This window comes from Stenotrophomonas sp. 22692 (assembly GCF_052045015.1).
Lineage (GTDB): Bacteria > Pseudomonadota > Gammaproteobacteria > Xanthomonadales > Xanthomonadaceae > Stenotrophomonas > Stenotrophomonas geniculata.
This window is the reverse complement of the sequence record NZ_JBQEMR010000036.1, coordinates 1-14,555: the sequence shown is the minus strand read 5'-3', so window position 1 is coordinate 14,555 and position 14,555 is coordinate 1. Positions and strand designations below refer to the sequence as shown.

Here is a 14,555-nt window from a genome sequence, read left to right as displayed (position 1 = left end):
GCTTAATCAATAACAGTTGATCCTGTTCCGTCCGTGCCCGCCCGGACGGAAGGGCCGGCCCGGCAGATGGCCGGGCCGGCGATCACTTCAGTCCGGCAGCGAGAACTGCACCGGCACCATGCCGATGGCCGGCACGGCCACGCCATCACGCTGGGCCGGCTCGAAGCGCCAGTGCCTGAGCACCTGCTGGCGTGCGGCTTGGTCCAGGCTGCGCGAGCCACTGCTGCGCTCGATGCTGACCACCGCCGGCTGCCCGTGGGTGTCCACCTCTACCCGCAACAGCACCGTACCCTGCTCGCGATTGCGCAGTGCCGCCAGCGGGTAGGCCGGCGGCGGGGCGCTGCGGTATTGCAGCTGGGCGCCGGCCAGTGGTGTGGCGGTATCGATACTCGGTGCGAGCTGGGGCGGGGCCGGTTCGGCGGCCGGCAGTGCGATGCCCTGGGTTTCCTCTACGGTCGCGGTGGGTGCGGGCAGCGGCGGTACCACCGGCTGCGTCCGCGGTTTGGGCACCACCTGGACGATCTCTTTCGGCGGGATCGGAACCGGCGGCGTGGGCGGTGGCGGGATCTTCTCGATCAGCCTGACCGCAGTCTTGTCACGCGGGACCTGCACAGCCTGGTAGGTCGCCGGGATCAGCAGCAGCAGGAAGGCCAGCAGATGCAGGGCGATGGCCGCGCTCCAGGCGGCAACGCGGGCGGGGTCGAACTGCGGGGATGCAACGGGATACGTACGAACCATGGTCCACCTCCATGCCAGTGACGAAGTCCTCAACGCACCAGGGCCCGTGGCGGGGTTGCCGCACGCGGCTGGCAGTCCATCAGTAGCGCGACATGGCGGCCACTGCCTAGAGGCAGGGGGGCGATCGTTGGGCTGGCCTTCAGCCAGTGCCGGCTGCGGACATGAAAAAAGGCGGATCCCCTGCGGGATCCGCCTTTGCCGGCAATGACGAACGGGATCAGCGACCCAGTTCGAACACCACGTCCAGGTTGACCGAGACGGTCGATTCACCCGGTGCGACCGGGGTGGCCTTGTCCATCGCCGCGCCGGCCGACATGGCCCGCATCATCGGCATCGGGCGGTAGCCGCCGCCGGCGTTCTCGGAAATGCTGACGATGCGGCGCACCTGCAGGCCCAGCGACTTTGCATAGGTCTGGGCGCGGGCCTGGGCCTTCTTCAGTGCAGCCAGGCGGGCTTCGTCATAGACCGGTTCCGGCTGGTCGATCTCGAAGCTGGGGCCATTGATCTGGTTGGCGCCCTGCGCAGCCAGTGCGTCCAGCACCTTGCCCAGCTTGGCGATGTCGCGCACCTTCAGGCTGACCGTGTTGCTGGCCTGGTAGCCGGTGATCTTCGGCGCTTCGTTGTCGGCATAGCGGTACTGCGGGTTGAGGCTGACGCCACTGGTCTGCACGTCGCGCTCGGCGATGCCGGCGGCCTTGATCGCGGCCAGTACCTTGTCCATCTGCTGGGCGTTCTGGCGCATGGCGCTGTTGCCATCGGCGGCCTGGGTGACCACGCCGGCCGACAGGGTGGCCACGTCCGGCACGCGGGTGGCCTCGGCGTTGGCCGAGATGTTCAGCAGGGTGCCTTCGGCCGGAGCGGCGATCGACGGCGACGACGGGGCAGCATGGGCGGTCATCGAGGTTCCAAGGGCGAGGGACAGGGCGAGCAGCAGCGGGGTGGCGGTCAGGCGCATGGAGAACTCCTTGTTGTGCCGTTGAGGGTGGTGTCGTAGCGATGAACGCGCTGTGAGCCCGTTCGGGGTTGAGCGCGTTCCAGAACGGGTTGCCGACGATTCAGGTGGCAGCCTCAGGTTATGCTGTGCCGATGCTCTACCTTGCTTCCCGCTCCCCCCGACGCAACCAGCTGCTGGCCCGACTCGGACGCCCCTTCCAGGCCTTGGACCTGGAGGTCGTCGAGCAGCGCGCGCCCGCTGAAAGCGCCGAACAGTATGTCTGCCGGGTCGCCGCCGACAAGGCGCGCGCCGGCCTGGCCCGGGTGCTGGCCGATGACCCGCAGGCGCGGGTGCTCGGTTCGGACACCGAGGTGGTGCTGGACGGCGACGTGTTCGGAAAGCCCACCGACGCCGCCGATGCGCGGGCGATGCTGGCGCGTCTTGCCGGGCGTACCCATCAGGTGATGACCGCGGTGGTGGTGGTCGGCGCGGACGGGCTGGACAGCGAGCTGGTCATTTCCGAAGTGACCTTCGCCCCGATCGACGCCGCCGACATCGCCGCCTACGTGGCCACCGGCGAACCGCTGGACAAGGCGGGGGCCTACGCCATCCAGGGCGGGGCCGAGCGCTGGATCGAGCACCTGTCCGGGAGTTACTCCGGGGTGATGGGGCTGCCGTTGCTGCACACCGATCGTTTGCTGGCGCGCTGTGGCGTGCCGGCCCCCACTGCCGATGCCGCCAGGGAGGCTGCCGATGTCTGAGGAAATCCTGGTCAATGTGACCCCGCGCGAGACCCGGGTCGCGGTGATCGAAAATGGCATGCTGCAGGAACTGCACATCGAGCGCGGCTGGCGCCGGGGTGTGGTCGGCAACATCTACAAGGGCAAGGTACAGCGGGTGATGCCCGGCATGCAGGCGGCCTTCGTCGAAGTCGGGCTGGAGCGTGCCGCGTTCCTGCACGCCAACGACGTGGTGCGGCCGGCGCCGGTAGCCAGTGCCGACACCGAGAACACCACGCTGCCGCCGCCGTCCAGCGTGCCGATCGTCGAGCTGCTGCGCGACGGCCAGGACATCGTGGTGCAGGTGGTGAAGGATCCGATCGGCACCAAGGGCGCCCGCCTGACCACCCAGATCAGCATTCCCTCGCGCTACATGGTGCTGCTGCCGCAGTCCAAGGTGGTGGGCGTGTCGGCGCGCATCGAGGATGAAACCGAGCGTGCGCGCCTGAAGGCGCTGGTGACCGAACTGTCGGCGCAGCACGGGGGCTACGGCTACATCGTGCGTACCAATGCCGAGGGCCAGCCGGCCGAAGCCATCGCCGAGGACATCGCCTACCTGTCGCGCGTATGGAACGTGGTCGAGCGTCGTGGCCGCGAAGCGGCCTCCTGCAGCAACATCTATGAAGACCTGAGCCTGCCGCTGCGATCGGTACGCGACCTGATCCGCAAGGATGTGGACAAGGTGAAGGTGGACTCCAAGGAGACCTTCGCGCAGTTGCAGGCCTTTGTTGCCAAGTACATGCCGGTGCTGGCGGAGAAGATCGAGCTGTACAGCGGCGATCGCCCGATCTTCGACATGTTCGGGGTGGAGGACGAGATCGGCCGCGCGCTGGACAAGCAGGTGCCGCTGAAATCCGGTGGTTACCTGGTGATCGACCAGACCGAGGCGATGACCACCATCGACGTCAACACCGGTTCGTTCCTCGGCCAGCGCAACCTGGAAGAGACGGTGTTCCGCACCAACCTGGAAGCGGCACAGGCGGTGGCACGGCAGCTGCGCCTGCGCAACCTGGGCGGCATCATCATCATCGACTTCATCGACATGGATGATGCCGAGCACCGCCGCCAGGTATTGCGTACGCTGGAAAAGGCGCTGGCCCGTGACCATGCCAAGACCACGGTGTACGACTTCTCGCCGCTGGGCCTGGTGGAGATGACCCGCAAGCGCACGGTGGAAAGCCTGGAGCGCCAGCTGTCGGAAACCTGCCCGCAGTGCAGCGGCCGCGGCAGCATCAAGACCACCGAGACGGTGACCTACGAGATCTTCCGCGAGATCACCCGTGCCGTGCGCCAGTTCGATGCCGCGCGCCTGCTGGTGATCGCCTCGACCAAGGTGGTCGCGCGCATCACCGACGAGGAATCCGCGGCGGTGGCCGAGCTGGAGGAATTCCTCGGCAAGAGCATCCGCTTCCAGGCGGACGAGCAGTACCTGCAGGAGCAATTCGATGTTGTTCTGCTCTGATCCTCGCCGGCCGCAGGCCGGCGGTGGCCGATGAGCGCGCCGCCGCGCCTGCGACTGCGAAGGATCCGCCGTCATTTCATTGCTGCCTGCGCGGTGGGCCTGGTCGGGCTGGCACTGCTGGTGGGCACCCTCAGCCAGCTGCTGCCGCTGGCCGAGCGCCATCCCGACAGGATTGCCGCCTGGTTGAGTGAACGCGCCGGCCAGCCGGTGCGTTTCGACCAGTTGCAGACGGCCTGGACCCGGCGTGGTCCGCTGCTGCAGCTCAAGGGCCTGCGCATTGGCGCCGGCCAGGGCCTGGCGATCGGCGAGGCCGAGGTGCTGGTATCGATGTACAGCGGGCTGCTGCCCGGCCGCTCGTTGACCGAACTGCGCCTGCGTGGCCTGGCACTGGACCTGCAGCAGGGCGAGGACGGCCGCTGGTCGGTGCGTGGCCTGCCGCAGGCCGCCAATGGCGGGGACCCGCTGGATGCGCTGCGCCGTCTGGGCGAACTGCAGGTGATCGGGGGCCGCCTGGGCGTGCATGCGCCGGGGCTGGGGATCGATACCACGCTGCCACGCATCGACGTGCGCCTGCGGGTCAATGGCGACCGCCTGCGTGTAGGCGTGCGCGCCTGGGCCCAGACCGAAGCGCTGCCGTTGACGGCGGTGCTGGACGTGGACCGCGTGCGCGGCAACGGCCAGGCCTGGCTGGGCGCCGATCCGGTCGATTTTCATGCCTGGTCGCCGCTGCTGGCGGCCGGCGGTGTGCGCCTGCGCGAAGGCAAGGGCGAACTCAACCTGTGGCTGACCCTGCGCGATTTCGCGCCGGTGGCGGTGACCACCGATTCGGACCTGCGTGATGTCCGCATCGATGGCGCACCGATGCCCGCGATGGCGGCTCCGCAGCTGCAGCTGCAGCGGTTGCAGGCACGCCTGCGCTGGCAGCGCCAGGCCGATGGCTGGGCATTGCAGGTGCCGCGCCTGCGCCTGAAAACCGAAGAAGGCGAGCAGCAGCTCGATGGCCTGCAGCTGCAGCTCGGCAAGCAGCTGCGGGTCAGTTCTCGCGAAGTGCAGGCCGGCATCGCGCTGCGTGCGCTGGCCCTGAGCGATCGTCTTGAACCGGGCCTGCGTCGCTGGCTGTTCCTGTCCAGGCCGCAGCTGGACGTGCGCGAGCTGCAGCTGGCGGGCGAACGCGATGGCCCGCTGTGGGCGCAGGGCGAACTGCAGTCGCTGGGCTTCGCCAGCGTGGGCAATTCGCCCGGCCTGCGCGGCCTGGGCGGGCGCTTCGAAGGCGACGCGGATGGCTTCAGCCTGCAGCTGCAGTCGCAACGCCAGCTGCAGTTCGATTGGCCGACCGGCTTCGGCGTGCGCCACGATCTGCACCTGGCGGGCCAGGTGGTGGGCTGGCGCGATGAAGGCGGTGGCTGGCGCATCGGCACGGCAGCGATGCGCGTGGAAGGCACCGATTATGCGGCGGACGTGCGCGGTGGTGTCTGGTTCCAGGGCGACGGTACGCGGCCGTGGCTGCAGCTGGCGGCCAAGCTGGACGACGTGCCGATGACCGCGGCCAAGCGCTTCTGGATCCACTCCAAGATGAGCAAGGGCGCCACCGACTGGCTGGACATGGCGCTGGCCGGTGGGCAGGTGCGCAACGGCATCGGCCTGGTCAGTGGCGACCTGGACGACTGGCCGTTCGACAACAACGATGGCCGCTTCGAGGCGACCGGCCATATCACCAATGGTGACATCCGCTTCCAGCACGACTGGCCGTTGATGCGCCAGGTCGATGCCGATATCGCCTTCATCGGCCCCGGCTTCGACATGCACGGTCGCGGCGATCTGGCCGGCGTGGCGGTGCAGAAATTCGAGGCGGGCATCCAGGATTTCGGGCAGCAGCCGCTGTACGTGCGTGCCGATGCGCAGAGCGAGGCCGGCAGGCTGCTGGCCATGCTGCGGCAGAGCCCGCTGCACAAGGATTATGGCGACACCCTGGACAACCTCACCGCTGCGGGCCCGGCGCATGTGACCTTCGATCTGCTGCAGCCGCTGCACCACGATGAAGGTGGCGGCCACCTGCAGGGAACGGTCGATCTGGCCGGCGTGAAGCTGGTCGACAAGCGCTTCCAGCTCACCTTTGACAACATGCACGGGCAGGCGCGCTACAGCAACGGCGGTTTCGGCGCCGAGGAACTGGCGGTGCGCCACCTCGGCCAGGACGGTCGTCTGAGCCTGCGTGCCGGTGGCTACGTGCACGACAGCAAGCTGGCCTTTGAATCGCAGTTGTCGGCCAACCTCGATGCTGGCGTGCTGATCGACCGCGCGCCGGAAATGGCGTGGCTGAAGCCCTACATCGCCGGCACCTCGCCGTGGACCATCGCGGTCAATCTGCCCAAGGTCGCTCCGGGGGCGCCTGCGCCGCCCAGCGAGCTGCGGTTGAGCTCCGATCTGGTCGGGACCCGGCTGGACCTGCCGGCGCCGCTGGACAAACCGGCTGCCGAGCCGTTGGCGACCACCGTGGCTGCACAGCTGCCGATGGGGGCCGGCCGCATCGACGTGTCGTTCGGCCAGCGCCTGGCGCTGGCTGCGCGCAGCCACAACAACCAGACGGGTGTGCAGGTGACGCTGGGCAGCGACCATGCCGATCGCGAGCCGCCACCGAGCGGACTGTCCGTGAATGGCCGCAGCCCGACCCTGGATGCGCTGGAGTGGATCGGCCTGGCCCGTGGTGGCAACGACGATGACGGCATGCCGCTGCGTGCGGTGGATGTGCAGGTCGGCAAGCTGATGCTGATCGGTGGTGTGTTCGAGCAGACCCGGTTGCAGCTGCGCCCGGGAGCGCAGGCACTGGATGTACGCCTGGACGGCCCGTCGCTGGCCGGGCGCCTGACCGTCCCCAATGCAGACGGCGGCACCATCAGTGGCCAGCTCGACCGCGTGCACTGGCAGTCATTGCCGGCGGCTCCAGGTGTACCGGCCGCACCGGCACGGGTACAGGCAGGCGCCAATGACATGGACCCGGCCAAGCTGCCGCCGTTCGCGCTGGACATCGCCGACCTGAAGTTCGGCAAGGTGGTGCTGGGCCAGGCGGTGCTGCGTACGCGGCCGCTGGCCAATGGCCTGAACGTGGATGAGCTGCGCTTCCGTGCGCCCGACCAGGAGATCGACATCAGCGGTCGCTGGCTGGGCCGCACCGGTGGTGCCCGCACCGAACTGACCGCGCAGGTGCGCAGCGAGGACCTGGGCGGACTGATGCAGAACCTCGACTACGGCGGCCAGCTGCGTGGCGGTTCCGGCCAGGCGCAGCTGCAGGCCACGTGGAGTGGGGGGCCGTCGGACTTCCAGCTGGGCAACCTGCAGGGCCGCCTGGACCTGCACGCACGCAACGGCCAGCTGCTGGAGCTGGAACCGGGCGCCGGCCGCGTGCTGGGCCTGCTCAGCGTGACCCAGCTGCCGCGGCGCCTGATGTTCGACTTCCGCGACTTCTTCTCCAAGGGCTTCGCGTTCAACCAGATCGACGGCAGCATGCAGTTCGGCCAGGGCATGGCGCGCACAGACAAGGTGCTGATCGAAGGCCCGGCAGCCAACATCACCATCCGCGGCCAGGCCGACCTGCGCAACCAGCAGTTCGACCAGACCATCGACGTCAACCCGCGCGCAGGCAATCTGCTGACCGTGGTGGGGGCGGTGGCCGGTGGCCCGGTGGGGGCGGCGCTGGGCGCGGCCACCAATGCGGTATTGTCCAAACCATTGGGCGAGATTGGCGCCCGTACCTACAAGGTGACCGGTCCATGGAAGGAACCGAAGGTGGAAGTGATCGAGCGCAGCCGCGACAAGGCTCCGCCACCCGCGCCGGCACCGGCGCCGGCCATTCCGCCGACCGTCACCGGCCTGCCGCGCGCGCGTTGAGCGCGGCTTTCCTGTTCACGGGGCTTGCCTGAGCGCCCCCGCATCCCCAGATCGAGAACCATGACTGATATCGCCCTGACGCTTGCCCAAGACCGCCTGCTGCGCCCTGGTGGCCTGGATACCGCTGGCCTGGAGCACACCTTCGGGCAGCTGCTCGGCCCCGGTGTGGACTTTGGTGACCTTTACTTCCAGCACGCCCGCCGCGAGAGCTGGAGCGTGGAAGACGGCATCGTCAAGGACGGCGCGCATTCCATCGAGCAGGGTGTGGGCGTGCGGGCGATTTCCGGCGAGAAGACCGGTTTCGCCTACTCCGACGACATCCATGCCGATGCGCTGCGGGTGGCGGCGCAGTCGGCGCGCGCGATCTCGCGTGAAGGTGGTGCCCAGACCGGGCGCTCGCTGCTGCGCGGCAACGCGCGCGCGCTGTACCCGGCGCTGGACCCGATTGATGGCGTCGGCAACGAGGCCAAGGTCGAGGTGCTCAAGCGCCTGGACGGCTACCTGCGTGCTGCCGACCCGCGCGTGAAGCAGGTGATGGTCAGCCTGTCCGGCGGCGTCGATACGGTGCTGATCGCCCGCAGCGACGGCGTGCTGGGCGCCGACGTGCGCCCGCTGGTGCGCCTGAACGTGCAGGTGATCGTCGAGCACAACGGCCGTCGCGAGTCCGGCTATGCCGGTGGCGGTGGTCGCTATGGCTATGAGGAGCTGTTCGCCGACGGCCGCCCGGAAGCCTTCGCCCGGGAGGCGCTGCGCCAGGCGCTGGTGAATCTTGAAGCGGTACCGGCACCGGCCGGCGTGATGCCGGTGGTGCTGGGCCCGGGCTGGCCCGGTGTGCTGCTGCATGAAGCGGTCGGCCATGGCCTGGAGGGCGACTTCAACCGCAAGGGCACCAGCGTCTACGCGGGGCGCATCGGCGAGCGCGTTGCCGCCCCGGGCGTGACGATCGTCGATGACGGCACGCTGGATGGACGCCGTGGTTCGTTGAACATCGACGACGAGGGTCATCCCAGCCAGTGCACCACGCTGATCGAGGACGGCATCCTGGTCGGCTACATGCAGGACAGCCTCAACGCGCGCCTGATGGGCGTGGCGCCGACCGGCAATGGTCGCCGCGAATCGTTCGCGCACATGACCATGCCGCGCATGACCAACACCTACATGCGCGCCGGCCAGCATGACCCGCAGGAGATGATCCGTTCGGTGAAGAAGGGCCTGTACGCGGTCAACTTCGGCGGCGGCCAGGTCGACATCACCAGTGGCAAGTACGTGTTCTCGGCCACCGAGGCCTACCTGATCGAGGATGGCCGCATCACCACGCCGGTGAAGGGCGCGACCCTGATCGGCAACGGTCCGGAAACCATGCAGAAGGTGCGCATGGTCGGCAACGACCTGGCCCTGGACGAGGGCGTGGGCATCTGCGGCAAGGACGGGCAGAGCGTGCCGGTGGGTGTCGGCCAGCCCTCGTTGCTGATCGAGGGCATCACCGTCGGCGGTACCCAGGCCTGAGCCGGGCGATGGCCAGTGCCACCGCCCCTGCCGGCGAGGACTCAGTCCTCGTCGGCTTCGTCGGTTTCAATGGGGTCGGCGTCTTCGGCGCTGGCCTTCAGGCCCAACGCGGCCGGCAGCATCAGGGCACGCAGCACCTGGAAAATTTCGCGGTAGGCGCGCGGCGGCTTGTTCTTCGCCTTCTCGGCCTGCGCGTTGCGCACCAGCGTGCGCAGCTGCTGGCGGTCGGCCTGCGGGTAATCGTCCAGCAGGGCGGCCAGCGCCTTGTCACCTTCGGCCAGCAGGCGCTCGCGCCAGTCTTCCACGCGGTGCATCATCGCCACTTCGCGGCGGCCGGTTTCGCTGTTGGCGTCCAGCGCATCGCGGATCGCATCCAGCGTGGCGTCTTCTTCGCGGCGCATGTGCTTGGCCAGGAACGCCAGCTGGCGCTTGTGGGCGATGTGGGCGGTGATGCGCTTGCACTCGGCGATATGCGGCAGCAGGTCTTCCGGGATCGGCAGGCGCGCCAGCTGGGCCGGGGTCAACGACACCAGCTTCTCGCCCAGGGCCAGGACGTCGAGCGCGTCGCGCCGGTTCTGGCTGCGGCTCTTGTCGTGGAATTCACCGGTTTCTTCGTCGCGTCCGCGCATCGTTCCTACCTGATCTCAAAAAAAGTCGCCCGGCGTGATGCCGGGCCCAACCCGTACAGGATAAAGCATTGAACGTGATCGCCCCTGAAGTCGCTGTCGGCGACGACAGCCCGGCCCGGCTGGAACGGCTGGCCGACCTCTCCCAGCAGCTGCTCGACCGTGCCCGTGCGCTGGGCGCCAGCCAGGCCGAGGTCAGCTGCAGCGAGGACCGTGGCCTGGAGGTCAATGTCCGCCTTGGCGAAGTTGAGACCGTGCAGTCCACCCGTGACCGCGGTATCGCCGTCACCGTCTATTTTGGCCAACGCAAGGGCAGCGCCAGCACCGGCGACCTGAACGAGGCCAGCCTTGCCGCCACGGTCGAGCAGGCCTGCGCGATCGCCCGCCATACCGAGGACGACCCGGCCGCCGGCCTGGCCGAGGCGGCGCTGATGGCGACCGATTTCCCCGACCTGGACAGCTGGCACCCCTGGGCGCTGCAGGCCGACGAGGCGGTGGACCTCGCCCTGGCCTGTGAAAACGCCGGCCGCGAGGCCGATGCGCAGATCCGCAATTCCGACGGCGCCTCGGTGTCGAGCATGCAGAGCCTGTCGGTGTACGCCAATTCGCACGGTTTCTTCGGCCGTGAGCGTGGCACCCATCATTCGGTCGGCTGCGCGCTGATCGCCGGGCAGGGCGACGGCATGCAGCGCGATGGCTGGTATACCAGCGCGCTGGCACGGGAGGACCTGGAGGACGTGGGCCTGGTGGGTCGCCGCGCTGCCGAGCGCACCGTGGCCCGCCTGCAGCCGCGTTCCTTGACCACCGGCAGCATGCCGGTGCTGTTCGCCCCGGAAGTGGCGCGCAGCCTGGTCGGCCACCTGCTGTCGGCGGTGTCCGGCGGCGCCTTGTACCGCCAGGCCAGCTTCCTGCTGGACAGCGTCGGCCAGCGCCTGTTCCCGGAATGGATGCAGATCGACGAACTGCCGCACCTGCGCCGCGGCCTGCGCTCTGCCGCCTTCGACGGCGATGGCGTGGCGACCCGTGCTTCGGCGCTGGTTCGTGACGGCGTGCTGCAGCGCTACGTGCTGGGCAGCTATTCGGCGCGCAAGCTGGGCCTGCAGACCACCGCCAATGCCGGTGGCGTGCACAACCTGCAACTGGCCGCCAACGCGGGCTCCCTGCAGGAGATCGCCCGCCAGATGGGCGATGGCCTGCTGGTGACCGAGCTGATGGGGCAGGGCGTGAACGGGGTGACCGGCGACTACTCGCGCGGTGCCGGCGGCTTCCGCGTCGAGAATGGCGAGATCCAGTACCCGGTGGATGGCATCACCATCGCCGGCAACCTGCGCGAGATGTTCAGCAGCATCGAAGCGGTTGGCAGCGACGTCGACCCGCGCTCGCACATCCGGACCGGTTCGATCCTGCTGGGGCGGATGACCATCGCCGGTAATGATTGATGGCGTCGATGGCGTAAGCTATGCCCGCCTGACGCAACCAGCTTGGTGCTGGTGGGTCAAGACCACCCAATGAAAAGGAGTTTTGTCGTGAGCGAATTCGATAACGTCCCGCCGCCGCCGGCCACCACCGACGTGCCGGCCGACCAGCGCACCATGGCCCTGGCTGCCCACCTGCTGGGCATCTTCACCGGCTTCATCGGCGCGCTGATCATCTGGCTGATCAACAAGGACGATGCTGGCAAGGCCTTCGTGACCGACCAGGCCAAGGAAGCCCTGAACTTCCAGATCACCGTGACCATCGCCATGGTGATCAGCATGATTCTGACCATCGTGATCATCGGCGTCTTCCTGGCCCCTATCGTCGGCATCATCAGCCTGGTGTTCAGCATCATCGCAGCGGTCAAGGCCAACAACGGCGAAGCCTATCGCTACCCGTTCGCGCTGCGCCTGATCAAGTAATACCGGCTGCATGCGGAACTGAAAACGCCCGGCATTGCCGGGCGTTTTCATGTGCGGGGAGCGACGGGCGGTGCCCGGCGAGCAATCAATGATCGCGTTCGACCGCCAGCGTCGCCAGCGCACGCAGCGCATCGGCTTCCTCGCCATACCCGGCCAGGATCGATTGCATGCGTGCAGCGAGTTCGTGCAGCTGGGCCTTTGCGCCGTCCATACCGAGCAGGGCGGGGAAGGTGCTCTTGTCCTGCGCCTGGTCCTTGCCGGCGGTCTTGCCCAACTGCTCGGAACTGGCCTCGACATCGAGGATGTCGTCGCGTACCTGGAAGGCCAGGCCGAGTGCATCGGCGAAGCTGTCCAGCTGGGCCAGCTGCGGTTCGTGGGCCTGGCCGCACAGCGCGCCCATGCGCACTGCCGCACGGATCAGCGCGCCGGTCTTCAGCGCGTGCATGCGGGTCAATGCCGCCAGCGTCTGCTGCTGGCCGGTGGCATCGATATCCAGCGCCTGGCCGCCGCACATGCCGGACGCGCCGGAGGCGTGGGCCAGGGTCTGCAGGCAGGCCACGCGCAAGGTGGCTGGCAGCGGAGCATCGGCGAGCAGGCCAAAGGCACGGGTCTGCAGCGCGTCGCCTGCCAGGATCGCGGTGGCTTCATCGAAGGCGATGTGGGTGGTCGGCTTGCCGCGGCGCAACGCGTCGTCATCCATCGCCGGCAGGTCATCATGCACCAGCGAGTAGGCGTGGATGAGTTCGACGGACATGGCCGCCGCATCCAGGCTTTCCGGCTGCGCACCGAACAGGTGGCCACTGGCGTAGACCAGCAGAGGGCGCATGCGCTTGCCACCGCCCATCACCGAATAGCGCATGGCCTGGTGCAGGCGCTGCGGTGCTTCGGCAGGCGAGGGCAGAGCGGCGTCGAGCTGGCTTTCGATACGGTCGCGCCAGCGCGCGAACAGAACCTCAGCCGTCATGGCTGGGCGGATCGAAGGGTTCGGCTGCTTCCGGCTGCGCCGGATCGCTGAGCAGGCGCACGCGCAGTTCGGCCTGCTCCAGTGCCTGCTGGCACTGGCGATACAGACCGACGCCACGTTCGTAAGCACTGAGCGAGGCTTCCAGGGTCAGCTCGCCGGTTTCCATCTGCTCCACCAGCTGTTCCAGCGATTCGAGCGACTGCTCGAACTGGGCAACCGGGGAGGCGTTTTCGGGGGACTTCTTGGCCATGTGGCAAGTGTGGACGGGCCGCGCGCGGGGGTCAATTCACCAGCCGCCGGGACGCCACTGCAGCTGTGCCTGGTGGGCCTGCAACCAGGCCTGCAGTGGCGCGGAGATGACCACGTCGGCGGCGGCCAGCAACTGCGGGCCATCAAAGATCAGCGGCAGCTGCGCGCGTCGCCAGGGGGCGAGATGTTCGCGTTGCAGGCAGTCCTTCAATGCGTGCGAATGCTGGCGACCGGGCAGCAGGATGCGCTCACCGCCCACGCGTGCACGGACCTGCAGCGGGCGCTCGAAGGCGGCGCCGCCCTGCAGCCGCAGCTGGCCGCCATCGGGCAGCGGCAGGGGAGCATGCCCATCCCATTCGGCCTGCCACGCGCGGGGCAGCGATGGCAGCTGCGCGGGTAGCAGATAGGCATGCTCGCGCCATTGCTGGATGGCATGATCGTGCCAGCGCACCCGCGCCTGGCGATCATTGCCGGCCGGCAGCAGTTCGTCCAGGCCTTGCTGCAGCACCGTGGCCGGCAGTGGGGCGGCACCATGGCCGATCACCCAGGCGCGCAGCACGCGCGCGGCGCGTCCCGGTGACACCTGACGCAGCAACTGCAGCGACAGCACGCGTGGAGCGACTTCCAGGTGTGTGATCAGCTCGGCGTCTTCTTCATCCAGCAGTTCGCGGGTCTGCCGGCAATGCAGGACGCTGCCGGCCAACGCGGCGGCGGCGTGCGGCCAGCGCTGGCGCAACAGTGGCAGTACCTGCAGGCGCAGGAAGTTGCGATCGGCGTGGTCTTCGGCGTTGCTGGGATCCTCGATCCAACGCAGCGCGTGTTGCCGGGCATAGTCGAGCAGTGCGGTGCGCGGTGCGTGCAGCAAGGGACGCCACAGGCGGTGCGTACCGAACTGACTGTCATCGGCCATCGCGGCAAGGCCATCGACACCGGAGCCGCGCAGCGCGCGGAGCAGGAAGGTCTCGGCCTGATCGTCCTGGTGCTGTGCCAGCGCCAGTGTTTCGCCTTCGCGCAGTTCAGCAGTGAACGCTGCACGTCGTGCTTCGCGCGCTGCGCCTTCGAGGCCCAGGCCTGTGGTTTTGTCGATCTGTACGTGGCGCACGGCCAGCTTGACGCCCAGTGCCGCGCACTGCTGCTGGCAATGCCGTACCCAGTCGTCAGCTGCTGGTTGCAGGCCGTGGTGTACGTGCACCGCACGCAGCGCCGTGCCGGAAGCCTGGGCGCAGCGCCACAGCCAGTGCAGCAGCACGGTGGAGTCGACACCACCGCTGTAGCCCACCAGCAGCGGCGCATCCAGCGGAACGAGGGCAGGGAAGGCAGTCACGGCGGCAAGTATAGGGTTGCCCGGCAGGGCTGCGCCCTGCACCCGCTACGATCCAGAGCAACAGCAACAGCAACAGCAACAGCAACAGCAACAGCAACAGCAGAAGCTGGGTTCCTGAAGGACGGCGGGGTGGGCCCGGTTGCGGGAGACGCCGTAAACCCATCCATGGGGGCTTGGCCGCGGCATCCAT

12 protein-coding genes are annotated in these 14,555 nt (G+C 68.4%); 6 read left to right on the top strand and 6 right to left on the bottom strand.

Annotation, left to right across the window (positions count from 1 at the left end; translation table 11 throughout):
- Positions 1 to 87: 87 nt before the first annotated feature.
- Entirely contained in the window at positions 88 to 738 is a 651-nt protein-coding gene (locus tag ACTJJM_RS17710) for an energy transducer TonB (RefSeq protein ID WP_019338627.1), read from the bottom strand.
- A 217-nt stretch (positions 739 to 955) separates the two neighbouring features.
- Positions 956 to 1,693: an SIMPL domain-containing protein gene (locus tag ACTJJM_RS17705; RefSeq protein WP_006382138.1), complete on the bottom strand. Its 738-nt coding sequence runs from the start codon at positions 1,691 to 1,693 to the stop codon at positions 956 to 958.
- A 131-nt stretch (positions 1,694 to 1,824) separates the two neighbouring features.
- Between ACTJJM_RS17705 and ACTJJM_RS17700 the strand changes: the two genes are divergently transcribed.
- The 4 genes from ACTJJM_RS17700 to tldD are packed head-to-tail and all read left to right on the top strand — an operon-like array spanning position 1,825 to position 9,304.
- Complete coding sequence (locus tag ACTJJM_RS17700; protein WP_029379848.1) at positions 1,825 to 2,433, top strand: Maf family nucleotide pyrophosphatase; 609 nt, start codon at positions 1,825 to 1,827, stop codon at positions 2,431 to 2,433.
- The gene (rng, locus tag ACTJJM_RS17695; RefSeq protein ID WP_010482960.1) at positions 2,426 to 3,913 is read left to right on the top strand and encodes a ribonuclease G; all 1,488 of its coding nucleotides are present in this window, start codon (positions 2,426 to 2,428) and stop codon (positions 3,911 to 3,913) included. Before ACTJJM_RS17700 ends, rng begins: the two co-directional genes overlap by 8 nt.
- A 30-nt stretch (positions 3,914 to 3,943) precedes the next feature.
- Positions 3,944 to 7,798 (top strand): YhdP family protein, encoded by a 3,855-nt coding sequence (locus ACTJJM_RS17690; RefSeq protein WP_049411892.1) that lies wholly within the window; start codon positions 3,944 to 3,946, stop codon positions 7,796 to 7,798.
- A gap of 60 nt (positions 7,799 to 7,858) precedes the next feature.
- Positions 7,859 to 9,304 carry a metalloprotease TldD gene (gene tldD, locus ACTJJM_RS17685; RefSeq protein WP_010482965.1) on the top strand — a complete coding sequence of 482 codons (1,446 nt, stop codon included), beginning with the start codon at positions 7,859 to 7,861 and terminating at the stop codon, positions 9,302 to 9,304.
- Positions 9,305 to 9,345: 41 nt separating this feature from the next.
- Here tldD and yjgA read toward each other — a convergent pair whose 3' ends face one another.
- Complete coding sequence (gene yjgA / locus ACTJJM_RS17680; RefSeq protein ID WP_071306466.1) at positions 9,346 to 9,933, bottom strand: ribosome biogenesis factor YjgA; 588 nt, start codon at positions 9,931 to 9,933, stop codon at positions 9,346 to 9,348.
- A gap of 68 nt (positions 9,934 to 10,001) precedes the next feature.
- Here yjgA and pmbA point away from each other — a divergent pair, with 68 nt between their 5' ends.
- Together pmbA and ACTJJM_RS17670 are read left to right on the top strand one after the other, a co-directional pair.
- Entirely contained in the window at positions 10,002 to 11,369 is a 1,368-nt protein-coding gene (gene pmbA / locus ACTJJM_RS17675; RefSeq protein ID WP_071306465.1) for a metalloprotease PmbA, read from the top strand.
- A gap of 87 nt (positions 11,370 to 11,456) precedes the next feature.
- Positions 11,457 to 11,828 (top strand): DUF4870 domain-containing protein, encoded by a 372-nt coding sequence (locus tag ACTJJM_RS17670; RefSeq protein WP_010482972.1) that lies wholly within the window; start codon positions 11,457 to 11,459, stop codon positions 11,826 to 11,828.
- An 85-nt stretch (positions 11,829 to 11,913) separates the two neighbouring features.
- Here ACTJJM_RS17670 and ACTJJM_RS17665 read toward each other — a convergent pair whose 3' ends face one another.
- Genes ACTJJM_RS17665 through tilS form a run of 3 tightly spaced genes read right to left on the bottom strand, consistent with a single transcriptional unit; the run spans position 11,914 to position 14,365 of the window.
- Positions 11,914 to 12,792 carry a polyprenyl synthetase family protein gene (locus ACTJJM_RS17665; RefSeq protein ID WP_224328354.1) on the bottom strand — a complete coding sequence of 293 codons (879 nt, stop codon included), beginning with the start codon at positions 12,790 to 12,792 and terminating at the stop codon, positions 11,914 to 11,916.
- On the bottom strand, positions 12,782 to 13,042 hold the full coding sequence (locus ACTJJM_RS17660) for an exodeoxyribonuclease VII small subunit (RefSeq protein WP_043402672.1): 261 nt from the start codon (positions 13,040 to 13,042) through the stop codon (positions 12,782 to 12,784). The genes ACTJJM_RS17665 and ACTJJM_RS17660 overlap by 11 nt, the downstream gene beginning before the upstream one ends.
- Before the next feature lie 36 nt (positions 13,043 to 13,078).
- On the bottom strand, positions 13,079 to 14,365 hold the full coding sequence (tilS, locus tag ACTJJM_RS17655; protein ID WP_224328353.1) for a tRNA lysidine(34) synthetase TilS: 1,287 nt from the start codon (positions 14,363 to 14,365) through the stop codon (positions 13,079 to 13,081).
- Between the last annotated feature and the right edge of the window lie 190 nt (positions 14,366 to 14,555).